The organism is Mycobacterium sp. E342, from assembly GCF_001667665.1.
Taxonomy (GTDB): Bacteria; Actinomycetota; Actinomycetes; order Mycobacteriales; family Mycobacteriaceae; genus Mycobacterium.
The window spans coordinates 1-24,133 of sequence record NZ_LZJM01000102.1; the positions used below are offsets into that span (position 1 = coordinate 1).

Here is a 24,133-nt window from a genome sequence, read left to right on the forward strand (position 1 = left end):
GTGGACACGCTCTTGGCGAACTCGATCGGCTGGCGCGCGTGGCGGCGCCAGTAGGAGGCGTCCAGCTGCGCGGTCCTGCCGAGGGCCGCGCCGGTGCGGTTGCAGATCAAAGTCCGTTGCGGCGAGCTGAATTCGAACCGGCTCGCGTAGGCCTCGAACTCGTCGAGGGCCGGATCCAACAGCGCCGAGTGGAATGCGTGGCTGGTGTCCAGCCAGTCGCAGCGAACGCCGTCGGCGGTCAGGCCGCCCACCACCCGGTCCAGATCGTCCGCGGGCCCCGCCAGCACGGTGTTGGCACCGTTGTAGGCGGCCACCGACAGCGCCGGGAACTCGTCGGTGAAGCTCTCTACATGCTCGGCCGCGGCGAAAACCGCGACCATCCGCCCGCCGGCCGGCAGATTGCCGAAAAGACGGCCGCGTTCGGCGAGCAGGAGCGCGCCGTCTTCGAGGCTGAACACACCGGCGACACAGGCGGCGGCGTACTGGCCGACGCTGTGGCCCAGCACCACGTCGGGTTCCAGGCCCCACGACTGCCAGAGCCTGGCCAAACCCATCTCGACGGCGAACAGGGCGGGCTGGGCGTAGCTGGTCTGCCGCAGGGTGTCCGGGCTATCGGGATCGAAAATGACGTCCAGGAGCGGCTTTTCGAGCACGCCGTCGACCACCGCCGCGCATCGGGTCATCGCTTCGGCAAACGCCGGCTCGGTTTCGAACAACTCCCGGGCCATCCCGGCGAACTGGCTGCCTTGACCCGGGAACAACCACGCCGTCTTCGGCCTGTCGTCGGAGGCCCCCCGCAGCAAACCCGGAGCCGGGCGGTCGTCGGCGAGCGCGCCGAGCAACTCGGCGGCGGATGCCGTGGAATTCACCACCAGCGCGGCGCGATGCTCGAAGTGGGCTCGCCCGACGCCGGCGGTCAAGCACACCTCCGACAGGTCGGCCTCCGGATGCGCGGTCAACCAACTGCGGTAGCGGTCGGCGAGCTGCACCAGGGCCACCGGGGTGCGTGCCGACAGCGGCAGAATACTGAAGCGCCGGTCGTCGGGCTGCTCGACCGGACCCGGCGCCGCGGCCTGCCGGCCGATTCCGTCGGGCGCTTCCTCGAGGATGACGTGCGCGTTGGTCCCGGAGAACCCGAACGAACTGACCCCCGCGACGCGGGGGTGACCGTTGCGTTCCCAGCCGGTCGCCTCGTCCACGACGCGCACCGGAAGCCGGTCCCACGGAATGTACGGCGACGGGTTGGAGAAGTTGAGGTGTTTCGGCAAGAGCTGGTGCTCGAGCGACAGGACGACCTTGATGATCCCGGCGATCCCCGCGGCCGCTTCCAGGTGCCCGATATTCGTCTTCACCGACCCGATCAACAACGGCCGGTCCGCGTCGCGCCCCTCGCCGAGTACGGCCGCCGCGGCCTGGACCTCGATCGGATCACCCAGTGACGTCCCGGTCCCGTGCGCTTCCAGGTATCCGACGTCGCGCGCCGAGACACCGGCGCGGTCCAGCGCTTCGGCGACCACCCGCTGCTGGGCGACACCGTTGGGTACCGTCAATCCGCCCGACGCGCCGTCCTGGTTGACCGCACTGCCGCGGATCACGGCGCGAATCCGGTCACCGTCGCGAATCGCGTCGTCGAGTCGCTTGACGACGATGACGCCGCAACCCTCGCCGCGCACGTAGCCGTCCGCGGACGCGTCGAACGTCTTGCAGCGGCCGTCGGGCGCGAGCATGTGCGCCCGGGAGAAGGTCATCATGGTCGCCGGGCTGAGCAGCACGTTGGCGCCGCCGGCCAGCGCGAGGTCGCATTCCCCCAGCCGCAGCGCCTGGCAAGCCTGGTGGACCGCCACCAACGATGAGCTGCAGGCGGTGTCGACGGTGACGGCCGGGCCCTGCAGCCCCAACCGGTAACTGATGCGACCCGCTGCCGCGGCGGCCGCCGTCCCGATCGCCATGTACGCGTCGATCGCGTCGTACTTCAATTCGTCCGAGACCATCGCCAGGTAGTCGTGGGTGGACAGGCCGACGAACACCCCGGTCTTGGTGTTCGCCAAAGCCGTTGGGGCCGTCCCGGAATGCTCCACCGCCTGCCATGCCGTCTCCAGCAGGAGCCGATGCTGCGGGTCCATCAACATGACCTCGCGCGCCGACACCCCGAAGAACGGCGCATCGAACCCCACTACGTCGTCGACGAAGCCCGCCCGGCGGCTGACGATCTTCCCGGCCGCATCGGGGTCCGGGTCGAAGAATTCCTCGACGTTCCACCGGTCCGGGGGGACCTCCGACACCGCATCGCGCCCTTGCCGCAACACGTCCCAGAATTCGGAAGCGTCGGCGGCACCCGGAACACGCACTGCGTAGCCGACTATCGCGAAACCCGATGCGCGCTCCGTCCGAGCCTCGGCGGTTGCCATGCATCTGTCCTCTCACCTCGGACGACGAAGGTGGATCCCCCGGGGCCAACCTCCGGCGACAGGTCCGTGACTTTTTACGGACCAAGCTGTTGATCCGCTCACTGCACCACACGTCGACCCGACGAGCAGCAGAGTAATCCCCCCAGCGGCGAGTAGTGTCGCCGGATGCCGGACTGTGTCCCACGCCGGGCCGGTCCTACCCTAACCGTCCCCGACTACGTCGCGGTATACCTGCGGCCCGGCATGTCGGGATCAGCGAGGGCCGAAGAAGTTATGTTGATCTCGCCACCAGCGGGGCCGAAACGGCGGCCCGGCCGACCGAGGAGAAGATTTTGCGCATCGGGAAGATCACGATCGGCTCGATCGGTGAGTGGACGCTGAGCCCAGGCAAAGTTGTTTCCTGGCACCCCACACCCGCCTCCCGGGTCAAGGCGCGGCAAGCGCCGGTCAGTCCGGTCCCGGTCAGCTACATGCAGGGCCAACATCTTCAGGGCTATCACCGGCAAACGACCTCGGGGCTCGACTATTCACGGCAAATCATCGCCACGTGCCAAATTTCGGGCCAGTGCGATATTCCCGCCATGAACGAGGCGCTCAACGCATACCTGCGTCGCCACGATACGTACCGCAGCTGGTTCGAATACACCGAAACCGGAGAGATCCTCCGGCACACCATCGATGATCCCGACGACATCGAATTCGCGCCCACCGTCCATGGCGAATTGGCCGTCGACCAACTGCACGATCATGTGGTCGCGACACCCGACCCGTTTCAGTGGGAGTGCTTCAGCTTCGGGATCGTTCAAAACCAGGACCACTTCACCTTTTACGCGAGCATCGATCACGTCCACGGTGATGCCGCGCTGATCGGCATCACAATGGTGGAGTCGCATGCGATGTATTCGGCGTTGACAAGCGGCGCCGGACCCCTCGCGCTGCCCGCAGCCGGGAGCTTTGACGATTTCTGTGTCGAAGAGCGCCGGTACACGTCGGCTTTGACCGTGGATTCGCCTCAGGTGCGCGCGTGGATCGAATTCGCGGAGAACAACAACGGAAGCCTGCCGGAGTTTCCGCTGCCATTGGGCAATCCATCGGAGCCGACCAAGAGCGACATGATCACGGACACATTGATGGACGCGGCGCACACAGCCAGATTCGAATCGGCCTGCTCGGCGGCCGGCGCCCGCTTCGTCGGCGGGTTGTTCGCCTGCCTCGCCCAGGTGGAACACGAATTTACCGGCGCGACAACGTATTACGGGCTCACTCCAAGAGACACCCGCAGGACGTCGGACAACTTCATGACCCAGGGCTGGTTTACCGGGTTGGTTCCGATCACCATCCCGATAGCAGCGGTGTCATTCAGCGACGCGGCGTGGGCGGCGCAGACGTCTTTCGATTCAAGCCTGGACATGGCCAAGGTGCCGTATTACCGCGTGCTCGAATTGGCGCCGTGGCTGAGCAGGCCCCGCCCGAACTTCCCCGTCACGAATTTCCTGCACGGCGACGCCGCGCCGATGAACGCCGTGCTGGCGGCGGCCGAGATGGGCTACGCAAATAGCATCGGAATCTATTCCGACGGAAGATATTCCTATCAACTGACGATCTATATCTTCCGGTACGAAGAGGGCACCGCGATGGCAATCATGTACCCCGCCAACGCAGTTGCCCAGAAATCAGTTTCCCGGTACATCGCAGCGATGAAGTCCGTGTGCATGCGGGTCGCCGATACCGGGCACTGGGGGCGCGTTGCATAGCAAGGAGTGCCGACGATGGCTGCTGCTTTTCTTCGGATGAGCCATCTCCGGCGGGCTGGGGGTTCGATGTGCGACGGCTAGCCGATTTCGTGATGCGGTGGCCCGGGGTGGTGATCGGGCTCTGGGTGGTGGTCGCGGTCGCCCTGCCGCTGACGTTTCCGACCCTGAACGAGATGGCGCAGAGGCATCCGCTCGCGATACTGCCCAGCGGCGCGCCGTCGAGCGTCGCCGCCCGGAAGATGACCGAGGCGTTTCACGAGTCGGGCGACGAAGACCTCCTGTTGGTGGTCCTCACCGACGAGAAGGGGCTGGGGCCACCCGACGAAGCCGCCTACCGCAAAGTGGTGACCGCGCTGCACGAGGACGCGCGTGACGTGCTGATGTTGCAGGATTTCGTCAGCACGCCGTCGCTGCGCGCGGTGTTGACCAGTAAAGACCACAAGTCCTGGGTGCTGCCGGTCGGCATCGCCGGCGAACTGGGCACGCCGAAGGCCTACGCCGCCTATACCCGCGTTGCCGACATCGTCCAGCGCAGCGTCGCCGGGACTCCGCTGACGGCGAACCTCGCCGGACCCGCGGCCACCGTCAGCGACCTCACCGTCGCGGGCGAGCGGGATCGCACTCCGATTGAACTCGCGATCGCCGCGCTGGTGCTCGTCGTCCTGCTCATCGTGTACCGCAACCCGCTCACCATGCTGCTGCCGCTCATCGCGATCGGGGCGTCGATGGTGATCGCGCAGGCCGTCGTGGCCGGCATCTCGCAAGCCAGCGGGTTAGGGGTGTCGAACCAGTCCATCGTCTTCCTGAGCGCAATGGTCGCCGGCGCGGGAACCGATTACGCGGTCTTCCTGATCAGCCGCTATCACGACTACTTGCGGCTCGGCGCCGGCTACGAAGAAGCGGTACGGCGGGCGTTGCTCTCGATCGGAAAGGTGATCGCCGCGTCCGCGGCGACGGTGGGGATCACCTTCCTCGGAATGAGTTTCGCCCGGATGGGCGTGTTCGCCACGGTGGGGGTGTCCTCGGCCATCGGGATCGGTGTCGCATTCCTCGCGGCGATGACCTTGCTGCCCGCCATTCTCGTGCTGGCCGGGCCGCGCGGGTGGGTCAAACCGTCGCGCGAACTCACCGCCCGGTTTTGGCGGCGGTCGGGGATACGCATCGTGCGACGGCCGCGAAGTCATCTGGTCGCCAGCGTGCTGGTGCTGATCATGCTCGCCGGCTGCGCGGGCTTGGTGCGCTTCAACTACGACGACCGCAAGGCGCTGAGCGCCTCGGCCCCGAGCTCGGCCGGATATGCCGCGCTGGATCGCCATTTCCCGGTCAACCAGTCCATTCCCGAATACATCCTCGTCCAGTCACCGCACGACCTGCGCACACCGCGGGCCCTGGCGGATCTGGAGCAGATGGCCACCCGAGTCAGCCAACTGCCCAACATCGCTCAGGTCAGCGGCGTGACCCGGCCCGCGGGAGCCGTGCCGGAACAGTTCCGGGCGACGTATCAGGCGGGCGCGATCGGCGCTCGCCTGGGCGCCGGCTCCACCCTGATCAGCGACCACACCGACGACCTGAACCGACTGGCCGCCGGGGCGAACACGCTGGCCGACAACCTCGGCGATGTGCGCGGGCAAGTCAACCAGATGGTGGCCGGGATGCGGGGCCTGACCGACGCCTTCACGTCGATCAGGAGCCAATACGGCGGTGACAAGTTGGTCAAAGAAGTCGTCTTGGCGGCCAAGCTGGTCAGCAGCATCAACTCGCTCGGCCATACCATCGGCCTGAACTTCGCGGCGGTCAAGGATCTGTTCGCCTGGGTGGCCCCGGTGCTCAACGCGCTGGAGGGCAACCAGGTCTGCGATGCCGACCTGTCCTGCAGCGCCACCCGGGCCCAATTCGAGCGCGTGGTGAACGCGCGTGGCGACGGAAGCCTCGACCAGATCAACGATCTGGCCGGACAACTGCAGGCGTTTCAGGACAGGCAGACCCTCAACGCCTCGGTCGATCATCTGCGTGCTGCTTTGGCCAGCTTCGTCAAGGCGCTGCATGCGATGGGGCTGGACCAACCCGGGGGCCTGCCGGCGGACCTGAACCACCTACAACAAGGCGCCGAGGAGTTCGCCGGCGGGAGCCGGCAAGTCGCTAACGGAGTGGACCAGCTGGTCGATCAGATCAAGCAGATGGGGGCCGGGCTCGGTGAGGCGTCGGCTTTCCTCCTGACGCTGAAACACGACGCGGCCGACCCGTCGATGGCTGGGTTCAACGTCCCGGCGCAGCTCCTGCACATGGAGGAGTTCAAGAAGGCCGCGAAGGCGTTCGTCTCGCCGGACGGCCACTCGGTGCGGTATTTGGTTCAGACCAAATTGAATCCGTTCAGCGCCGAGGCGATGGATCAGGTCAACGCGATCGCCGACACCGCCCGCGGAGCCCAACCGAATACCGCGTTGGCGGACGCCTCGATCGCGATGGCTGGCTACCCCGTCACGCTGCGGGACACGCGGGACTTCTACGAGCACGACATCAAATTCATCATTGCGGTCACCATCATCGTCGTGCTGTTGACCCTGATCGCGCTGCTGCGCGCGGTCGTCGCACCGCTGTATCTGGTGGCTTCCGTCGTCATCTCGTACTTGTCCGCGGTCGGCATCGGCGTGCTCACGTTTCAATTCGTCCTCGGCCAGCAATTGCATTGGAGCGTGCCGCCCTTGGCCTTCGTGGTCTTGGTCGCGGTCGGAGCGGACTACAACATGCTGCTCATCTCGCGAATGCGTGACGAGTCCCCGCACAGCATGCGCTACGGCATCATCCGCACGCTGGGTTCGACCGGCGGGGTGATCACCGCGGCGGGTTTGATCTTCGCCGCCTCGATGTGGGGGCTCGTGTTCGCCAGCATCAGCACCGTCGTCCAGGGCGGTGTGGTGATCGGGATCGGAATCTTGCTCGACACCTTCGTGGTGCGCACCATCACCGTGCCCGCGCTGGCTACGCTGGTCGGGCGGGCGAGCTGGTGGCCGTCCCGACCGGGATCGCGGCGGCCGCCCGTGGGCTCAGCGGCCGGCAATGCGCCGTAGGCACCCGGTCAGCCGGCGCGGTATGCGACACTACGAGGCGGAGTCGAGCAGGCGGGAAGTGGCCGGGAAGTGGTGATGCAGAAACTACTCGCAGGAGTTACCGCTCTGGTAACCCTCGGGGCCACAGGGTGTTTCGGCCTCGGAATCGCGACGGCCGACGACGCGCCGGGCGACGGGACGGCCGCCGGCGGGATGGCGTACGCCCTCGGAGGCGCCCACGTCCCGGGTATCCCGTATGACGAGTACGGCAGGCGCCTGGGGGCCGGATGGTTCCCGGGGCTCAAGCGCGAAATCGTCAACTACCCCGCCGGGCAGGTGCAGGGCCACGTGCTCGAGCGGCTCTTTCCGGGGATAGGGCGGCTGGATGAAGCCTTCCCGGGCCTGGGCGTCGACGGACCCAGCATCGGCGAGTCGGTGGCCGTCGGCGAGGACAACCTGGACGCGGCGATCCGCCGGGGTGGCCACGGCGCCGCGATCGGCCTGTCCGAGGGTTCGCTCGTGGTTGACGCCGAGCAGGCACGGCTGGCGAACGATCCGACCGCTCCCCCACCGAATCAATTGGTCTTCAGCACTTTTGGCAATCCGGTTGGGCGGCATCCCTTCGGCCAGAGCTTCCTGACCTCCGTTTTTCCGGTCGGCGCCGTCGTTCCCGCAATGGATTACCGGATACCGCCCCCCGTGGAAAGCCAGTACGACACCAAGGCGTTCGTCGCGGCGTACGACATGATCGCCGACTTCCCAGACCGGCCGGACAACCTGCTGGCCCTCGCCAACACCCTGGTGGGCGAGGCGACCGGGCATACCGCGGTCGCGTTCACCGACCCGAGCATGGTGCCGCCGCAGAACATCAGGACCACCGTCAACTCCCGGGGCGCGACCACAACGACGTATCTGATTCCCGAAAGACACCTCCCGCTGGTGTTGCCGTTGGGCTACCTCGGGGTGCCTGAAGACGTGCTGAATCAGCTCGACGCCGAGCTGACGCCCATGGTGAACGCGGGATATTCGCGGAACGACGACCCGCTGACCGCACCCATCCAAGTGGATCCGGTGCGGGGCTTCGACCCCGCCGCCGTGATCGCCCCGGCCAGTCAGGCCACCTTCGGCGGCGGTGCCGACCCGTTTTCGCAGCTGTTGTCCAGCTCCATGGCCGCGTTCGGTCAGGGCAACCGCTGACCGGATAGCCGGGCCCCGATACGCTCCGGCCCGTCGGCGATAATGGCTCAAATTCGCCACGTCAAAGGAGACGCGATGAGCAAATTTCCGGCCGACCGTCCGCTGCGGGTGATCCAATGGACGACCGGGAACATCGGGCGCCGTTCGCTGCACGCCATCATCGGCAGGCCGGACATGGAGCTGGTCGGCGTGTATGCGCACGGGGCGGACAAGGTGGGGGCGGATGCCGCCGAACTGGCCGGCTGGCCCGAACCGACCGGAGTGCGGGCGACGAACGACATCGACGCGCTGCTCGCCCTGGGCGCGGATGCGTGTTGCTATAACCCGTTGTGGGCAGGCGTCGATGAATTGGTGCGGTTACTGGAAGCGGGCGTCAACGTGTGCTCCAGCGCGGCCTGGATCACCGGGGGCAAGCAGACGCCGGAGGACCGCGAACGCATCGTCGATGCCTGCAAACGGGGCGGGTCGACGATCTTCGGCAGCGGCGCGCACCCCGGCATGACGAACATGGTCGGCATGGTGCTGTCCGGCGCCTGCGAACGCGTCGACGAGATTCGCATCACCGAGTCGGTGGACTGCTCGACCTACGAATCGGCGGAAACCCAGACGGCGATGGGCTTCTCGCAGGATCCCGATACGCCGGGGCTGGCCGAAACCGTGCGGCGCGAAAGCGAGGTCTTCGCCGAATCCGCCGCCATGATGGCCGACGCGATCGGGGCGAAGCTGGACCGGATGACCTTCGACGTGACGTTCACCGCCGCCACCGGCGATTCCGATCTGGGGTTCATGCGCATCCCCGCGGGAACGGTGGGCGGCGTCTATGGCTACCACCGCGGCTGGGAAGGCGACCGCAACGTGGTCAGCGTGGGCTTCAACTGGACCATGGGCGATCACGTGGTGCCGCCCAAACCGCTGGAGCACGGCCACGTCATTCAGGTCTTCGGGTTGCCCAACATGCGCACCGTTCTGCATTGCCTGCCGCCGAAGGACTGGACCGAGCCCGGGTTCATGGGGCTGGGGATGATCTACACCGCGATGCCGGTTACCAACGCGGTCCCGGCCGTCGTCGCCGCCGAGCCGGGGATCGTGACACTCGCCGATCTGCCGCCGGTGACCGGCCGGGTGGCCCGTTAGGCCGCACCATATGCCGTTCACCACACCGAAGGCCCCCGGAGGAACGCTTGCGTGCACTAAGGTTTAGAGTGCTTAGCTGAGCAAATAGTCGGAAGACAGCGGTGTCGTCGGCGATGTAGGTGAGCTTTGCGGCAATGCCCGGACGGCGGGCAAGCGGAAGGCGGTCAGGTGGTGGCTGGTCCAGACTCGGGTCCACGTACCGGCACCGTGACCCGTGTGCTCAAACGGGCGTGGATTCCGCTGGTTTTGGTGGTAGTCCTGGCCGTTTCGGCATTGATCGTGTCGCGGCTCCACAAGATTTTCGGCTCTCAGGACCTCAACGCGAACGCCGGCAAGGGGATCGAAATCGTGCAGTTCAACCCGAAGGTCGTCGTCTACGACATCACCGGGCCACCCGGGGCCACCGCCAACATCAACTACTGGGACGAGAACGCCAACACCCATCAGGTGAACGCGGCGCCGCTGCCGTGGTCGGCCACCATCTCGACGACCCTGCCGTCGGTCAGCGCCAACATCATGGCGCAAAGCGACAGCGGTGAGATCAGCTGCAAGATCACCGTGGACGGCGTCGTGCGCGAACAGCGCAGTTCCGACGGCCACAACGCGCAGACCTTCTGCCTGGTGAAGTCCGCATGACCAACGCGAGCAACGAGACCCAGCGTGACCTGAGCGCGGCCGACACCGGCCCGATCACCGTCAAGGGTGTGTCCAAGGCCGAGCGGGGCCACCGGCCGTACTTGCCACATGCAATCCGCATCTTTGCGGTGCCGATCATTTTGATTTGGTTGTTCGTGACGGTCCTGGTGAATGTCATCGTTCCGACACTGGAAAAGGTGGGTGAGGCCCACTCGGCGCCGATGACACCGCTGGACGCGCCGTCGATGAAGGCGATGATGCGCCTGGGCCACAATTTCCGCGAATTCGACTCCAACAGCACGGTGATGATCGTGTTGGAGGGCCAGCAACCGCTCGGTCCCGACGCGCACCAGTACTACGACAAGCTGATTCGGCAACTTCGCCAGGATCCGAAGCACATTCAGCACATTCAGGACTTCTGGGGCGACCGGCTGACGGCCGCGGGTGCGCAGAGCGCCGATGCCAAGAGCGCCTATGTGCAGGTGAACCTCGCCGGTAACCAGGGCACGACGCTGGCCAACGAGTCCGTGGATTCCGTGCGCAAGGTGATCGAGGAGAACAAGGCGCCACCCGGCGTGAAGGCCTACGTCACGGGCCCCGCCGCGCTGTCCGACGACATGCACATCATCGGTAACGCCAGCCTGGCCAAGATCACGCTGTTCACCCTGGGCGCCATCGCGATCATGTTGCTGCTGGTCTACCGGTCCATCGTCACCACGCTGGTGCAGCTGTTCATGACCTTTGTCGCGCTGGCGTGTTCGCGGGGGGTCGTCGCGGTTCTCGCGTACCACAACGCATTCGGGCTCACCACGTTCGCCGCCAACATCCTCACCATGTTGGCGATCGCCGCGGGGACGGACTACGGCATCTTCCTGATCGGCCGCTATCAGGAGGCGTTGGCCGCGGGCGAGGACCGGGAAACCGCGTACTACACCACATTCAAGGGCGTCGCCCCGGTCGTCTTGGGGTCGGGCCTGACTATTGCGGGCGCGACCTATTGCCTCAGTTTTTCGCGGCTACCGTGGTTCAACACCATGGGGGCGCCCGTGGCGATCGGCATGATCGTCGTGGTGCTGGCGGGCGTCACGCTGGGGCCCGCGGTGGTCTTCGTCGGCAGCCGCTTCCACTTGTTCGAGAGGCAGGCCAAGCGTGGCCGGCTGTGGCGCCGGGTCGGTACCGCCGTAGTACGTTGGCCGGCACCGGTTTTGGCCGTGAGCGCCGCGGTCGTGCTGGTCGGCATGATTGCCCTGCCGAGCTTCCACACGAGCTACAACGACCGCCATTACCTGCCTTTGTCAGCCCCATCCAATCAAGGACAAGAGGCCGCGAACCGGCATTTCTCCGAGGCGCGGATGAACCCCGACCTGTTGATGGTCGAATCCGACCATGACATGCGAAACCCGGCCGACATGCTGGTGCTGGACCGGGTGGCCAAAAACGAGATGCGCACGCTGGGCATCGCCATGGTCCAGGACATCACCCGGCCGCTGGGCATTCCGATCCAGCACAGCTCGATACCTTTTCAGAACAGCGTCCAGAGTCAGACGACGATGCAGAACATGAGTTTCCTCAAGGAACGCATCGCCGACATCCTCCGGATGGCCGACGACCTGCAGACCCAGATCGATACCACGCAACGCCAATACGAGGTGTCGCTAGACCTGGCCAACGCCGCCGACGACAGCGCGAAGACCACCGCGGTGACGTCGCAGATCACCGACAACCTGCGTGACCACATCGCGGATTTCGACGACACCTTCCGGCCGATACGCAGCGTCTTCTACTGGGAGCGGCACTGCTACGACATCCCCGTGTGCATCGGGTTGCGGTCCCTGTTCGACACGTTCGACGGGTTCGACCAGCTCGCCGAGCAGTTCCACTACCTGACAGCCGATATCGAGCACACCGCCAAAGCCTCACGCGACCTGACCGCGCTATTTCCCACGCTGATCACCACGCTGAAGACCACCAGGGGCATCACGCTCACCCTGTATCAGACGTTCAAGGCGATGATCGACCAGATGGAGGCGATGAGTAACACCGCGATCGTGATGGGCCAAAGCTTCGACGCATCGAAGAACGACGACTTCTTCTACCTGCCGCCCGAGGCCTTCGACAACCCGGACTTCCAGACCGGCCTTCGGATGTTCTTGTCGCCGGACGGTAAATCGGCGCGGTTCTTCATCACGCATCAGGGCGATCCGATGTCGCCGGAGGGCATCGCGCAAGTCGACGCCGAACGCACCGCCGCCCAGGAGGGTCTCAAGCAATCGTCGCTGTCCGACGCCCGGGTCTATCTGGGCGGAACCGCCGCGACGTTCAAGGACATGGCCGACGGCGAGAAATACGACCTGATGATCGCCGTGGTGTCCGCCCTGACGCTGATCTTCATGATCATGCTGCTGCTTACCCGGAGCGTGGTGGCCGCGTTGGTGATCGTCGGCACCGCGGCCAGCTCGATTGCCGCGTCGTTCGGCCTGTCCGTGCTGATTTGGCAGGACCTGTTCGGCATCAGGATCCACTGGATCGTGATGGCGCTGTCCGTGATCATCCTGCTGGCCGTCGGATCCGACTACAACCTGTTGCTGGTCTCCCGGTTCAAAGAAGAGATCCATGCCGGCCTCAAGACGGGCATCATCCGATCGATGGCAGGTACCGGCGGGGTGGTGACGGCGGCGGGTCTGGTGTTCGCGTTCACCATGGCGGCCATGCTGGGCAGCGACTTGCGGGTGCTGGGGCAGTTCGGTTCGACGGTGTGCATCGGTCTGCTGCTCGACACGCTCGTCGTGCGCACGTTGCTGATGCCGTCGATCGCGACGCTGCTGGGCCGTTGGTTCTGGTGGCCGCAAGTGGTGCATCCACGGGGCGACAACGCGCGGCGGTCGGTGGCGGCATCCTCCGTCTAAGGCGTCGGCAGCTGCACGACGACGGCGACGGCTCCCGCGCCGACGTGCAGCGCCAGCACCGGCCCCAACGGGGTGATGATCGCCGGCTCGCAGGCCGGTAACCGCCGCGCCAGTGTCGCGGCCACCTCCTTGGCGCCGTCCGGATTGGCGACGTGATGGACCGCCAGGGCGGCTGGACTGTCGCCCGCCACCTCGCAGACCCGGTCGATCATCGCCTCCGTCGCGTGGGTGACGGTACGGATGCGTTGCGCGAGAACGAGTTTGCCGTCGTCGATGCGCAGCAGCGGCTTGAGGGCCAGCGCGGTACCCAGCCACGCCTTGGCCCCGCCGATCCGTCCGCTGCGTCGGAGGTTGTCCAGCCGGTGCACCACCATGAACGCATGGCTGTGCCGCACAGCCAGATTCGCCGCGTCGGCGACGGCGTCGAGGTCGCCTCCGGCGGCCGCGGCCCGCGCGGCGGCCAACGCGACAAAACCGGTGCCCATCGCGGTCGACCTGGAGTCGACGACCCGCACGTGGGGGTCCAGGTCGGCCGCGGTCCGTTGGGCGGCGCCACAGGTTCCCGACAGCGCGGACGACAGGTGCACCGCCACCACGCCGTCCCCGCCGCTGTCGGTCAGCGCCTGCTGGTAGGCGTCGGCCAGTTCGGCCGGCGTGGCCGCCGCGGTGGTGGCGTGGCGCTTGTAGACGTCGTCGGGGATCTGGTCCACGCCGTCACGCAGATCGACACCGTCGAGCAGAATGTGCAGCGGCACAACGCGAATCGCCCACTTGTCCAACAGGTCCGCCGGCAAGCGCGCCGACGCATCGGTCACCACAACGACAGGCATGACGCTATCCGCGCGCCTCGTCGGTCGCCGCTTGAGCTTTCTGCAAGGCCTCGGCCAGCGCCTTGAGCATCAGCTCGGCCACCGCCTGGTGGGCCTCGAAGTTCCAGTGAATGCCGTCAGGGTTTCCCCGCCCGCTCATGATCTGTTCGGCAACAGCCGCTTTGAGATCCACCAGCGGGACATCGTGGCTCTGCGCCCACTCGGTGATGGCCGCCGCGGTGGCGGGGCGGCCGTGGTGGGCCCTGCCGTAGGTGTCGGCAATGTGCACGGACGGCAGTGACGCCACGATCGGGATGCCGGGGCGGTTGAAATCGATTGCGCTGCGCGTCTGTTCGAGGTAGTCGGCGCTCAGGTGCGCAGGCAACGCGGACCGGGCCACCGGTGACAGCCTGGGCTGCAGCCAGCCGTAGCCATCGCGGACCCAGCGGCGCAGCCGCGGCGGCCGCACGTAACGGATGAGTTCGCGCAGCGCCGTCGGCAGCACCGACGGCAGCGAATCCATGCCGCCGGTGGCGAAGATGACCGCGCCCGCCCTGGGCAGCGCCGACCAGGCGCGCGGGTCCTGGGTCGCGGCCCACCAGATGTCACGGCAGGTCCAGCCGATGCGACCGATGAGCTCGACATCCCAACCCAATTGGGCGGCAACGATATTGGGCCAGATGCGTGGATCGTCGGCGGGCAATCCGCCGGTGGGCCCGTAATAGGCCAGGGAGTCGGCGAATATCAGCAGGGTGGGCCGGGCCTCAGAGGACATCGTTGGACACCTGCGCCGAAGCGTTCCAGACGTCCAGACGCCAGCGGATGGCATCCACGCCTGCGTCGTCGTCCGAATGGCCCGAAAGCTGCACCCAGCTGGCATTGCCCATGCCGCCCAATACCGGCCAGTTGGCCACCGGAAGCTCCAGCAGCGCGGCCGACAACGCGGCGATCAGGCCGCCGTGGGCCACCAGCACCACCGGGCGGTCGGCATGCTGGGGGCCGCCCCACTCCGGCTCGCCGGACACCAGTTCGGCCACCAACGGCACGCTGCGGGAGGCCACGTCGACCCGGCTCTCGCCGCCATGGGGCGCCCAGGTGGCGTCTTCGCGCCAGGCCAGGCGGGCGCCGGGGGCCTGCGCGTCGACCTCGGTGTGCGTCAACCCCTGCCAGTCGCCGAGATGGGTTTCACGCAACCGCGGGTCCACCCGGATGGGCAGGCCGGTCCGCTCCCCCAGCCGGATCGCCGTGTCGAAGGCGCGATGCAGATCGGACGAGACGATCAGCAACGGCTGCAGCTTGCCCAGCACCTCAGCGGCGGCGATCGCTTGTGCCCGCCCGAGTTCGCTGAGTTGGGAATCCAGCTGACCCTGCATCCGGCTACCGGCGTTGAACTCGGTCTGCCCGTGCCGCAACATGATCAGGCGACGAATCGTCATTGCGCGCCCGCCGGGTCTTCCGGGACCTCGGCGAGGTCCACCGGCACCACCGGGCAGTCACCCCACAACCGGTCCAGCGCATAGAAGTCGCGGTCGTCCTGATGCTGGATGTGCACGACGATGTCGCGGTAGTCCAGCAGCGTCCAGCGGCCCTCTCGAGTGCCCTCCCGGCGCGCCGGCTTGTAGCCGGCCCGGCGCATCTTCTCCTCGACCTCGTCGACGATGGCGTTGACCTGCCGCTCGTTGGACGCCGACGCGATGACGAAGCAGTCCGTGATGACCAGCTGGCCCGACACGTCGATCACCACGACGTCGTCGGCCAGCTTCGAGGCGGCCGCGCCGGCGGCGACGGTCGCCATGTCGATGGCCTCCTGGGTGGCGGTCACGTGTTGTTCCCGGCGGGCAGGGTTGAGCGGCTCACGGCGTCCTTCGGTTGTCCGCCGCCGCGATACAGCCGGCGCTTGGAGACGTACTGCACGACACCGTCGGGCATCAGGTACCACAGGGGTCGACGCTGCTCGGCGCGCAGACGGCAATCGGTCGACGAGATGGCCAGCGCCGGGATCTCGACGAGCGTGAGCACCTCGTCGTCCAGTTCGCCCAGGACGCCGGTGATGTGTTCGCGCCGCAACTCGTATCCGGGCCGGCTGACGCCGACGAACCGCGCCAAGTCGAACATCTCCTGCCAGCCCTGCCAGGACAGGATGGAGGCGAGCGCGTCGGCGCCGGTGATGAAGTACAGCTGCGCATCGGGGTTGAGGGCGTGCAGATCCCGCAGGGTGTCCTTGGTGTAGGTGGGCCCGGCGCGGTCGATGTCGACGCGGCTCACCGAGAAGCGCGGGTTGGACGCGGTGGCGATCACCGTCATCAGGTACCGGTCCTCCGCGGCCGACACCTGCCGGTCCTTCTGCCAAGGCTGACCGCTGGGCACGAACACCACTTCGTCGAGGTCGAACCGGTCGGCGACCTCGCTGGCGGCAACCAGGTGCCCGTAATGGATGGGATCGAACGTCCCACCCATCACGCCCAGCCTGCGCAGCTGCTTTTGCACGATTTGCCAGCTTACTTGAGCCGGCGATGGCGCCCGATTCCGAAGCATTGGTCACGGCGCCACATGCGACTCTGCGTCCGGCAGGAGACGCGTGTGGCAGGTGTGAAACGGCCGGGCAACGCCCCTAGACCGGCAGCAGCTGGTCGATCACCGCGGCGAGCTGCTTGGCCGACCGGCATTCGTGCATCGTGATGATCTCCTGGTAGCGCGGCACCGCAGAGTCGCCGCTGCCCCACAGATGCCTGGGCTCGGGGTTCAGCCAGTGCGCGTGCCGGCTGGCGGTGACCATGTGGGCCAGCAACCCCGTCTCGGGATTGCGGTAGTTGGTGCGGCCGTCCCCGAGCACCAGCAGCGAGCTGCGCGGCGACAGCACGTTGGGGAACGCCTGCACGAACGACGCGAAGGCATTGCCGTAATCGGAATGCCCGTCGCGGCTGTACACGCCGGCCTCCCGGGTGATCCGCTGGATCGCCACGGCCAGATCGGCCTCCGGGCCGAACATGTGGGTCACCTCGTCGGTGGTGTCGATGAACGCGAACACCCTGACGCGCGAGAACTGTTGGCGCAGAGCGTGCACCAACAACAGGGTGAAGTGGCTGAACCCGGCGACCGAACCGGACACATCGCACAGCACCACCAGTTCCGGGCGCGCCGGTCGCGGTTTGGCCAGCACCACGTCGATCGGCACGCCGCCGGTGGACATCGACTTGCGCAGCGTCTTACGCAGGTCGATCACCCCGGCGCGGCTGCGTCGTCGCCGTGCCGCCAGCCGGGTGGCCAGGGTCCGGGCCAGCGGGGCCACCACCCGCTGCATCTGGCGCAGCTGGTCTCCGGAGGCGCGCAGGAACTCGACGTTCTCGGAAAGCTGTGGGATGCCGTACATCTGGACGTGGTCACGCCCGAGTTGTTCGGCGGTGCGCCGTTTGGTCTCGGCGTCGACCATCTTGCGCAGCTGGGTGATCCGCTGCGCGGCAAGCGCTTTGGCGATCTGCTCCTGGGTGGGGGTTGGCTCGTCGCCGTAGGGGGCGAGGAGCCCCGCCAGCAGCTTGCCCTCCAGTTCGTCCAGCGCCATCGCCTTGAGTGCCTGGTATGACGAGAACGACGGGCCGCGGCTGGAACTGTATTTGCCGTAGGCCTCCACGATGCGCGCGATCATCGCGACCAGCCGCTCGTCCATGTCGGCGAGGTCGGGATTCTCGGTGAGCAGGTCCAGCAGCATCTGGCGCATCGCCTCGACGTCGTCGGGCGGCAACGAGCCATCCTGCGCCCCGTCGGCGTCTTCGTCGGTGACGACCGCGCGTGTGCCCAACGCGGCCGGGAACCATAGGTCGAACATGGCGTCGTAGGTCTCGCGGTGTTCCGGACTGCGCAACACGGCGCACGCGATGCCCTCGCGCAGCACCTCGCGGTCAGCCAAACCCAGGGTGGCCATCACCCGGCCGGCATCCACGGTCTCGGATGGCCCCACCGAAATACCCACTCCGCGAAGCGCTTCCACAAAGCCAACCAGGTGACCGGGCAGTCCGTGCGGGGCGAGCGGCCGGGCGGGCCGGATGCGACGAGGGGCCATCGGTGGGTTCCTAGTTCAACCGGAGCTCGCCGCTCGCGCGCTGCTGGTCGGATTGATGCTTGAGGACCACACCCAGGGTGGCGGCGACGACGGAGTCGTCGATGGTGTCGAGGCCGAGCGCGAGCAGCGTACGGCCCCAGTCGATGGTCTCGGCGATGGACGGCACCTTCTTGAGCTGCATGCCGCGCAGCACGCCGATTATGCGCACCAGTTCTTCCGCGAGGTGCTGGGGCAACTCGGGCACCCGCGACAACAGGATGCGGCGTTCCAGCTCGGGACTGGGAAAGTCGATGTGCAAGAACAGGCATCGACGTTTGAGGGCCTCGGACAGTTCCCGGGTGGCGTTGGAGGTCAGCACCACGAACGGTGTGCGCTCCGCGGTGATCGTGCCCAATTCCGGGACGGTCACCGCGAAGTCGGACAGCACCTCGAGCAGCAGGCCCTCGATTTCGATGTCGGCCTTATCGGTTTCGTCGATCAGCAGCACCGTGGGCTCGGTGCGCCGGATGGCGGTCAGCAGCGGACGTTGCAGCAGGAATTCCTCGCTGAACACATCGTCTTTGGTTTGATCCCAGTCTCCGGAGCCGGCCTGAATGCGCAGGATTTGCTTGGCGTGGTTCCACTCATAGAGCGCGCGGGCCTCGTCCACCCCTTCGTAGCACTGCAGCCGGACCAGTCCCGAGCCGGTCGCCTCGGCGACGGCGCGGGCAAGTTCGGTCTTGCCGACGCCCGCGGGGCCCTCCACCAGTAGCGGCTTGCCCAGCCGGTCGGCCAGGAACACCGCGGTCGCGGTGGCGGTGTCGGGCAGGTAACCGGTCTCGGCCAACCGTCGCGAGACGTCGTCGATGTCGGCGAACAACGGCTTGGGCCGGGCGGGCACGCTCACAATCTCAGTTCTCCTCAAGCATTTTTCGTCGCTGTGTCAGGCGGGACGGACTTGTCCGTCGCCCCAGGCAATCCATTTGGTCGAGGTCAGCTCCGGCAGCCCCATCGGACCGCGGGCGTGCAGTTTCTGGGTGGAGATGCCGATTTCGGCACCGAAGCCGAACTGCTCACCGTCGGTGAACGCCGTCGACGCGTTGATCATCACCGCTGCGGCGTCGACACCGTCACTAAACCGTTGCGCCGCAGCCATATTGCTGGTGACGATGGCCTCGGTATGGCCCGTGCCGTACTCGTTGATGTGCGAGATCGCGGCGTCGACGCCGTCGACCACCGCGACCGCGATGTCCATCGACAGGTATTCGCGGCGCAGGTCGTCCTCCGACGCGTCCGCCGAGAACCCTCCGTGCACGGTCACGCCGGCATCCTCGAGGGCGGACACCAACCGCGGCAGGGCCTTTTTGGCGATCGCGGCATCGACCAACAGCGTCTCGGCGGCGTTGCAGACACTGGGCCGGCGGGTCTTGGAGTTCAGCAGGATGCGTTCCGCGACATCGAGGTCGGCCCCTTCGTGCACGTAGACGTGGCAGTTGCCGACGCCGGTCTCGATGGTGGGCACCTGGGCGTCGCGGACCACGGCGTTGATCAGGCTGGCTCCGCCGCGCGGAATCACCACGTCGACCAGGCCGCGGGCCTGGATCAGGTGCGTCACCGTGGCGCGGTCGGCGGCTGAAAGCAGTTGCACGGCATCGGCGGGCAGGTCCTCGCCGACCAGCGAGGCCCGCAGGACCTGCACCAGCGCCTGGTTGGATCGCGCCGCCGAGGAGCTTCCGCGCAACAACACGGCGTTGCCCGACTTGAGCGCCAGACCGAAGGCGTCGACGGTGACGTTGGGCCGGCCTTCGTAGATCATGCCGACGACGCCGAGCGGCACGCGCTGCTGCCGCAGATGCAAGCCATTCGGCAGGGTGTAGCCGCGCAGCACCTCCCCGACCGGGTCGGGCAGCCCGGCGACCTGGCGCAGGCCGGCGGCGATTCCCTCGACACGTTTGGCGTCCAGCGCCAACCGGTCGAGCATCGCCGTCGGCGTGCCGACGGCTTCGGCGGTGCTGAGATCTTCGGCGTTGGCCGACAGGATCAAGTCGGTATGGGCCGCTATCGCGTCGGCCGCGGAGCGCAGCGCCTGGTCCTTGGCGACAGTCGGCAGAAGCGCCAGCACGCGGGAGGCGACCCGGGCGCGGCGAGCGGCGTTGTGGACTTCTCGGCGCAAGTCAGGCAGCGATGGTGCTTGCAGACTCATTGAACCAGGGTAGCGGGCGTTCAGCGGTCGGGTGAGGCGGCCCGGGTATTACGGCATCCGCCACGCGCGTAACGCGCCGGCGATCGAGATTCCCGCTCGCCGAAGGTCAGCGGAGGGGTTTCGCCGACATCGGCGCCTCGATGCGGGTGGGCCCGGTTCGTTCATGCCGAGTAGCCTGGCGCACCTTGGCTTGCCGCTCGTCGATCAGTCGACCCAGGTCTTGCAAGAGCACGGGCTTACGCATCACGAGATCCTCGAGGTGCTCGCGATCGATCTGTAGCGCGGTCACCTCGTCCAGTGCGTACGCGCCGGCGAGGTTGGGCTGACGGGTGAGCGCGGTCAGGCCGAGGAACGATCCCTCGTCCAGGGTGGTGACCGGTACCACCGATCCGTCGTCGGTCGTCGCGGTCAAGCGCACCCGGCCGGCCACCAGGAAGGTCATCCCACGGGACACCTCACCGGCCGACTCGAGGATTTCGTCGGCGCCGAAGCGGACGATCTTCGCGTACGGCACCAGTGATTGCTGATCGGCGTGACTCAGCCGCAACGCCGGCGCCACCACCGTGCGCAACGCCTTTTCCACCCGTTGCTTGGTCGAATAGTTGTCGTCAGCACCGTCGAGCCGAAGCCGCGCCCGCCGCGCGGCGTACCAAACCCAGCGCAGGAACGTCGCTTCGGTGGCCTCGGCGTCGGCGGGCGACGACAACCGAATGCTCGTGCGATACTGGCCGCCGCCCAAGGCGACGGTGGTGGGCGGGATTTCGGGTCTGCGGGCCGGTAGCGCCACGGCCACCCGCGTCAACATCGCGCACACCTTGTCCGGCGAATCGCCGGCCGCGAATTTCGTTGTGATCGCACAGTCGTACGCGCGGGACGGGCGACTGAGATTGGTGAACGAGGTGCTGGCCAGCATCGAGTTGGGCATGATGCGGATCCCGCTGCCGGTGTCGATGTGTACGGATCGCCAGTTCACCTCAACGACGCGCCCCCGCGCCGTCCCGGTGTCCAGCCACTCATCGATCCGGAACGGCTGCTCGAACAGCATGAACAAGCCGGACACGACCTGGCCGACGGAGTTCTGCAGCATCAGACCGATGACCACCGACGTGACGCCCAGCGCGGTGAACAAGCCGCCGATCCGGACGCCCCAGATCATCGACAGCATCACCGCCAGGCCGACGCCGATGACCCCGAAGCGGGCGACGTCGACGAAGATGGTGGGCAGTCGTTTGCGCCAGCTGTCGTCGGGCGCGCCCTCGAACACCGTGGCGTTCAGGGCGGACAGCACCAGCACCAGGACCAGCAGGCCGAACACCGTCGTGAGGATCCGCACCGTGCCCTCTCCGGCCGGCACCTGCGAAGCCTTGACGAGCAGCAGCAACAGCGCACCCAGCGGCAGCAGGTAGTTGCGCAGCAGGCTTACCTGCCTGGCCAGCTGGCTGTTTCGGCGGACCAGCATGCGGTGCAGCTCGGTGAGCAGGATCAAAACGACCGGGAACCCGACCGCGACCCCGATGGCCCAGTAGAACCACGATGAGTCGAACAGGTTCATGACCGCTCCGACAACCGGTAGATCGCTTGCTCGGCTCCGCCGACCGAGATGGTGCCGTCTGGCGTGAAATGCCGAACATCCCGCATCGCCTCGTACACCTGCGAGGTCACATAGATGCCCGATTGGTTTGCGCCGCTTTGCATTCGGTAAGCCAAGCTCACCGCCGCGCCCCACATGTCGTAGACGAGCCCCGAGCGGCCGACCAGTCCGCTGATGACGTCACCGGTGCTGATGCCCACCCGAAGGCGCAGCTGGTGACCGGCTTGGGTATTGAACCGATCGATGATGTGGCGCATTTCGATGGCGAAGTCGACGCTGCGGTGGATGCTGTCCAGCCGCGGCGTGACCACCCCACAGCTGGCGAGATAGCCGTTGTGGAAGGTGCGGATCCGCTCGACGCCCAGAGACTCGGCCGCCGAATCGAACTGGCGGAACAACTCGTCGACGATCCCCACCAACTCGTCGCCGGATACATCGACGGAGATCTCGTCGAGCCCGACGATTTCGGCGAAGATCACCGCCACGCCCTGGTGTTCCAGCGCGATGGTCTCCTGCCCCTCGCGGTATCGCCGAACCACCGACTCGGGCATCAGCGCCAGCAACAGGCGGTCGTTCTCCCGGCGTTGTTCGTTGAGCAACTCCTCCTTGATCGCCAGGCTCCTGCTCATCTCGTTGAAAGCCGCGGTGAGGTCGCCGATCTCGTCGCGTGTCTTTACCGGGATGTTGACCGCGTAGTCGCCCGAGCTGATCTTCTGCGTGCCCGCCTGCAGCCGGCGGATCGGCCGCAACATCAGCTGCGCAAGCACCATCGACGCCACGCAGATGGCAAAGATCATGATCGACACCGCCAGCACGACCGTTCTGCTGAACCTGCCCAGGCGCGCGAAGGCATCCGAGTTGTCCCGGGTCGCCAGGATCGACCAGTGCAGATCGGAGTTCGGCACGGTCAACGGGGCGTAGGCCTCCAACTCCCGGTTGCCCAGGTAGTCGGTGGCGCTGATGACCCCCGTCTGTCCGCGTTGGGCGGCGCGAAGACCCGCGGTCGGGACCGGCTGCACCAGCGTCGTACCGCCGAGCCGGATCGCTTGCTCCACCACGTCGGCCGGGGTGCCCGACGCCACCGCCTCGCGTTTGTATTCCGCTGGATCCTCCAGGAAAAGCCTTGAGTCCGAACGCATCAGGTTGTCGGGGCCGGCCAGGTACGTCTCGGTCGCCGGCCCCATGCCGACGGCCTCCCAGTGTTTGTCAGCGGTCATGATCTTGTTGATCTTCGAGATCGGCAGCGGCAGGGCCATGACGCCGTTGAATTTGCCGTTCATCCCCACCGGCGACACCGCCCACGCCGTCGGGGTGTCGAGCTGCGGCTGGTACGGCTGGAAGTCGGTGATCCAGACGAAGTTGATGTCGTTGGAGCGCAAGGCTTTCTGGTAGGCGTCGCGCAGATTGGATTCCCGGTAGGGTCCGGTGAGGATATTGGTGCCCAGGTCCGGGCCTTTGTTCACCGAGAAGACGACATTGCCCTGCATGTCCAGCAGCAGCGCGTCCGGGTATTCGAAACGGGTGACGATGTCGTGCATGTAGAAGCCGTAGCGGGCGCTGGCCGCCGACCATGCGCTGCCGTCGCCGGCATCCTGGACCTTCCGCGCGTCGGAGATCGACGGATACGGCGCCGTGTAATAAGCCTGAAGGTACTTCTGCGCGTTGGAACTCGGGAGGATCGCGTTGCGATCGAGTTCCTCACCCGTGATCCGCTTGATCGGCTTGATCATGTTTTCGTCGTAGTAGTTGACGAGCGCCTGCTGCTGGGCCGGCGTGATGGTCGCGTTGGAGAGCTGCGCGAACCCGTCGGTGAACGCCGTTGCCGCCTCGACGATGCTGAACCCGCCGCTGTAGACGATCAGCGAATTGGTCACCTCTTTGAAAAGCGACCGCACCTGCTGCGCCTGGGACTCGCGCAGTTCGATGAGCCGCTCGGATTCGACCTGGCGCAGCGCGTTGCGGCCCGACGACGCCCCGATGAACCCGATCACCCCGATCGACAGGATGCTGGAGAGCAGCAGCATCAGCATCAGCTTCGATTGAAGGCCGATCCGGAAAAGCCGGCGACGGCGAAACTTATGGCCCTTGCGCGCCTCTGCTCGGTGCGCCGCAGTCGTTTCGGCCGGCGTGGACGCCGGTGCCGTCTGGGAAGCCGGCTCAGCGTCTTGTAGCTCGCTCGAGGTCACTCGACTACGCCCTTCCTGGGACAACGCAGCATCGCTCACGCAGCACACTAGCGCGCGCGTCTCAAGATATGGGCGATTGCCGCAAAGCGTTCGACGTAAGAATGCGCGGCCGTAATTCAACTGAGGCTGCGGACTTATCCTGGGCGCTATGAGCGATGCGTGCGCCGAGGGTTGTGGTCACGGCGCGACCAACGTGGCCGCCGCCGGACGACCGGAGCGCGATGCC

17 protein-coding genes are annotated in these 24,133 nt (G+C 66.6%); 6 read left to right on the plus strand and 11 right to left on the minus strand.

Annotation, left to right across the window (positions count from 1 at the left end; translation table 11 throughout):
* Positions 1-2,408, minus strand: a 2,408-nt coding sequence (locus A5692_RS06905; RefSeq protein ID WP_156765964.1) for a type I polyketide synthase, incomplete at its 3' end; no start/stop codon positions are given.
* 332 nt (positions 2,409-2,740) lie between these two features.
* Here A5692_RS06905 and A5692_RS06910 point away from each other — a divergent pair.
* The 6 genes from A5692_RS06910 to A5692_RS06935 all read left to right on the plus strand — a co-directional run bounded on the left by A5692_RS06910 (position 2,741) and on the right by A5692_RS06935 (position 13,082).
* On the plus strand, positions 2,741-4,162 hold the full coding sequence (locus tag A5692_RS06910; protein WP_068053855.1) for a condensation domain-containing protein: 1,422 nt from the start codon (positions 2,741-2,743) through the stop codon (positions 4,160-4,162).
* A gap of 68 nt (positions 4,163-4,230) precedes the next feature.
* Positions 4,231-7,230: an RND family transporter gene (locus A5692_RS06915; protein ID WP_304528604.1), complete on the plus strand. Its 3,000-nt coding sequence runs from the start codon at positions 4,231-4,233 to the stop codon at positions 7,228-7,230.
* 75 nt (positions 7,231-7,305) lie between these two features.
* Positions 7,306-8,406 carry an acyltransferase PE gene (pe, locus tag A5692_RS06920; RefSeq protein WP_068053891.1) on the plus strand — a complete coding sequence of 367 codons (1,101 nt, stop codon included), beginning with the start codon at positions 7,306-7,308 and terminating at the stop codon, positions 8,404-8,406.
* Positions 8,407-8,481: 75 nt separating this feature from the next.
* Entirely contained in the window at positions 8,482-9,540 is a 1,059-nt protein-coding gene (locus tag A5692_RS06925; protein ID WP_068053858.1) for a dihydrodipicolinate reductase, read from the plus strand.
* A gap of 168 nt (positions 9,541-9,708) precedes the next feature.
* Complete coding sequence (locus tag A5692_RS06930) at positions 9,709-10,176, plus strand: MmpS family transport accessory protein (protein ID WP_197514380.1); 468 nt, start codon at positions 9,709-9,711, stop codon at positions 10,174-10,176.
* A complete protein-coding gene (locus A5692_RS06935; RefSeq protein ID WP_068053861.1) occupies positions 10,173-13,082 on the plus strand; it encodes an RND family transporter in 2,910 nt (969 codons plus the stop codon). Before A5692_RS06930 ends, A5692_RS06935 begins: the two co-directional genes overlap by 4 nt.
* Here the strand turns inward: A5692_RS06935 and A5692_RS06940 are convergent.
* The 10 genes from A5692_RS06940 to A5692_RS06985 all read right to left on the minus strand — a co-directional run bounded on the left by A5692_RS06940 (position 13,079) and on the right by A5692_RS06985 (position 23,907).
* On the minus strand, positions 13,079-13,912 hold the full coding sequence (locus tag A5692_RS06940; protein WP_068053863.1) for a DegV family protein: 834 nt from the start codon (positions 13,910-13,912) through the stop codon (positions 13,079-13,081). The genes A5692_RS06935 and A5692_RS06940 overlap by 4 nt on opposite strands.
* A gap of 4 nt (positions 13,913-13,916) precedes the next feature.
* Positions 13,917-14,666 (minus strand): diglucosylglycerate octanoyltransferase, encoded by a 750-nt coding sequence (gene octT / locus A5692_RS06945; protein WP_068053866.1) that lies wholly within the window; start codon positions 14,664-14,666, stop codon positions 13,917-13,919.
* A complete protein-coding gene (gene gpgP, locus A5692_RS06950) occupies positions 14,656-15,327 on the minus strand; it encodes a glucosyl-3-phosphoglycerate phosphatase (protein ID WP_068053869.1) in 672 nt (223 codons plus the stop codon). Before gpgP ends, octT begins: the two co-directional genes overlap by 11 nt.
* A complete protein-coding gene (gene rsfS / locus A5692_RS06955; protein ID WP_068053871.1) occupies positions 15,324-15,713 on the minus strand; it encodes a ribosome silencing factor in 390 nt (129 codons plus the stop codon). Before rsfS ends, gpgP begins: the two co-directional genes overlap by 4 nt.
* On the minus strand, positions 15,710-16,366 hold the full coding sequence (gene nadD / locus A5692_RS06960) for a nicotinate-nucleotide adenylyltransferase (RefSeq protein WP_255396999.1): 657 nt from the start codon (positions 16,364-16,366) through the stop codon (positions 15,710-15,712). The genes rsfS and nadD overlap by 4 nt, the downstream gene beginning before the upstream one ends.
* A 136-nt stretch (positions 16,367-16,502) precedes the next feature.
* Complete coding sequence (locus tag A5692_RS06965) at positions 16,503-17,948, minus strand: VWA domain-containing protein (protein ID WP_068053873.1); 1,446 nt, start codon at positions 17,946-17,948, stop codon at positions 16,503-16,505.
* A 10-nt stretch (positions 17,949-17,958) separates the two neighbouring features.
* Entirely contained in the window at positions 17,959-18,834 is an 876-nt protein-coding gene (locus A5692_RS06970) for a MoxR family ATPase (RefSeq protein WP_067919142.1), read from the minus strand.
* A gap of 36 nt (positions 18,835-18,870) precedes the next feature.
* Complete coding sequence (locus tag A5692_RS06975) at positions 18,871-20,130, minus strand: glutamate-5-semialdehyde dehydrogenase (RefSeq protein ID WP_068053876.1); 1,260 nt, start codon at positions 20,128-20,130, stop codon at positions 18,871-18,873.
* A gap of 106 nt (positions 20,131-20,236) precedes the next feature.
* Positions 20,237-21,682, minus strand: coding sequence for a mechanosensitive ion channel domain-containing protein (locus tag A5692_RS06980; protein ID WP_068053879.1), 1,446 nt, complete (start codon positions 21,680-21,682; stop codon positions 20,237-20,239).
* Positions 21,679-23,907 carry an adenylate/guanylate cyclase domain-containing protein gene (locus A5692_RS06985; protein ID WP_068053882.1) on the minus strand — a complete coding sequence of 743 codons (2,229 nt, stop codon included), beginning with the start codon at positions 23,905-23,907 and terminating at the stop codon, positions 21,679-21,681. Before A5692_RS06985 ends, A5692_RS06980 begins: the two co-directional genes overlap by 4 nt.
* Positions 23,908-24,133 lie beyond the last annotated feature (226 nt).

Coding starts and splice junctions, on each gene's coding strand:
- pe (WP_068053891.1), top strand. CDS start 7,306: ATGCAGAAACTACTCGCAGGAGTTACCGCTCTGGTAACCCTCGGGGCC.
- A5692_RS06925 (WP_068053858.1), top strand. CDS start 8,482: ATGAGCAAATTTCCGGCCGACCGTCCGCTGCGGGTGATCCAATGGACG.
- A5692_RS06935 (WP_068053861.1), top strand. CDS start 10,173: ATGACCAACGCGAGCAACGAGACCCAGCGTGACCTGAGCGCGGCCGAC.
- A5692_RS06940 (WP_068053863.1), bottom strand. CDS start 13,912: ATGCCTGTCGTTGTGGTGACCGATGCGTCGGCGCGCTTGCCGGCGGAC.
- octT (WP_068053866.1), bottom strand. CDS start 14,666: ATGTCCTCTGAGGCCCGGCCCACCCTGCTGATATTCGCCGACTCCCTG.
- gpgP (WP_068053869.1), bottom strand. CDS start 15,327: ATGACGATTCGTCGCCTGATCATGTTGCGGCACGGGCAGACCGAGTTC.
- A5692_RS06965 (WP_068053873.1), bottom strand. CDS start 17,948: ATGGCCCCTCGTCGCATCCGGCCCGCCCGGCCGCTCGCCCCGCACGGA.
- A5692_RS06975 (WP_068053876.1), bottom strand. CDS start 20,130: ATGAGTCTGCAAGCACCATCGCTGCCTGACTTGCGCCGAGAAGTCCAC.
- A5692_RS06980 (WP_068053879.1), bottom strand. CDS start 21,682: ATGAACCTGTTCGACTCATCGTGGTTCTACTGGGCCATCGGGGTCGCG.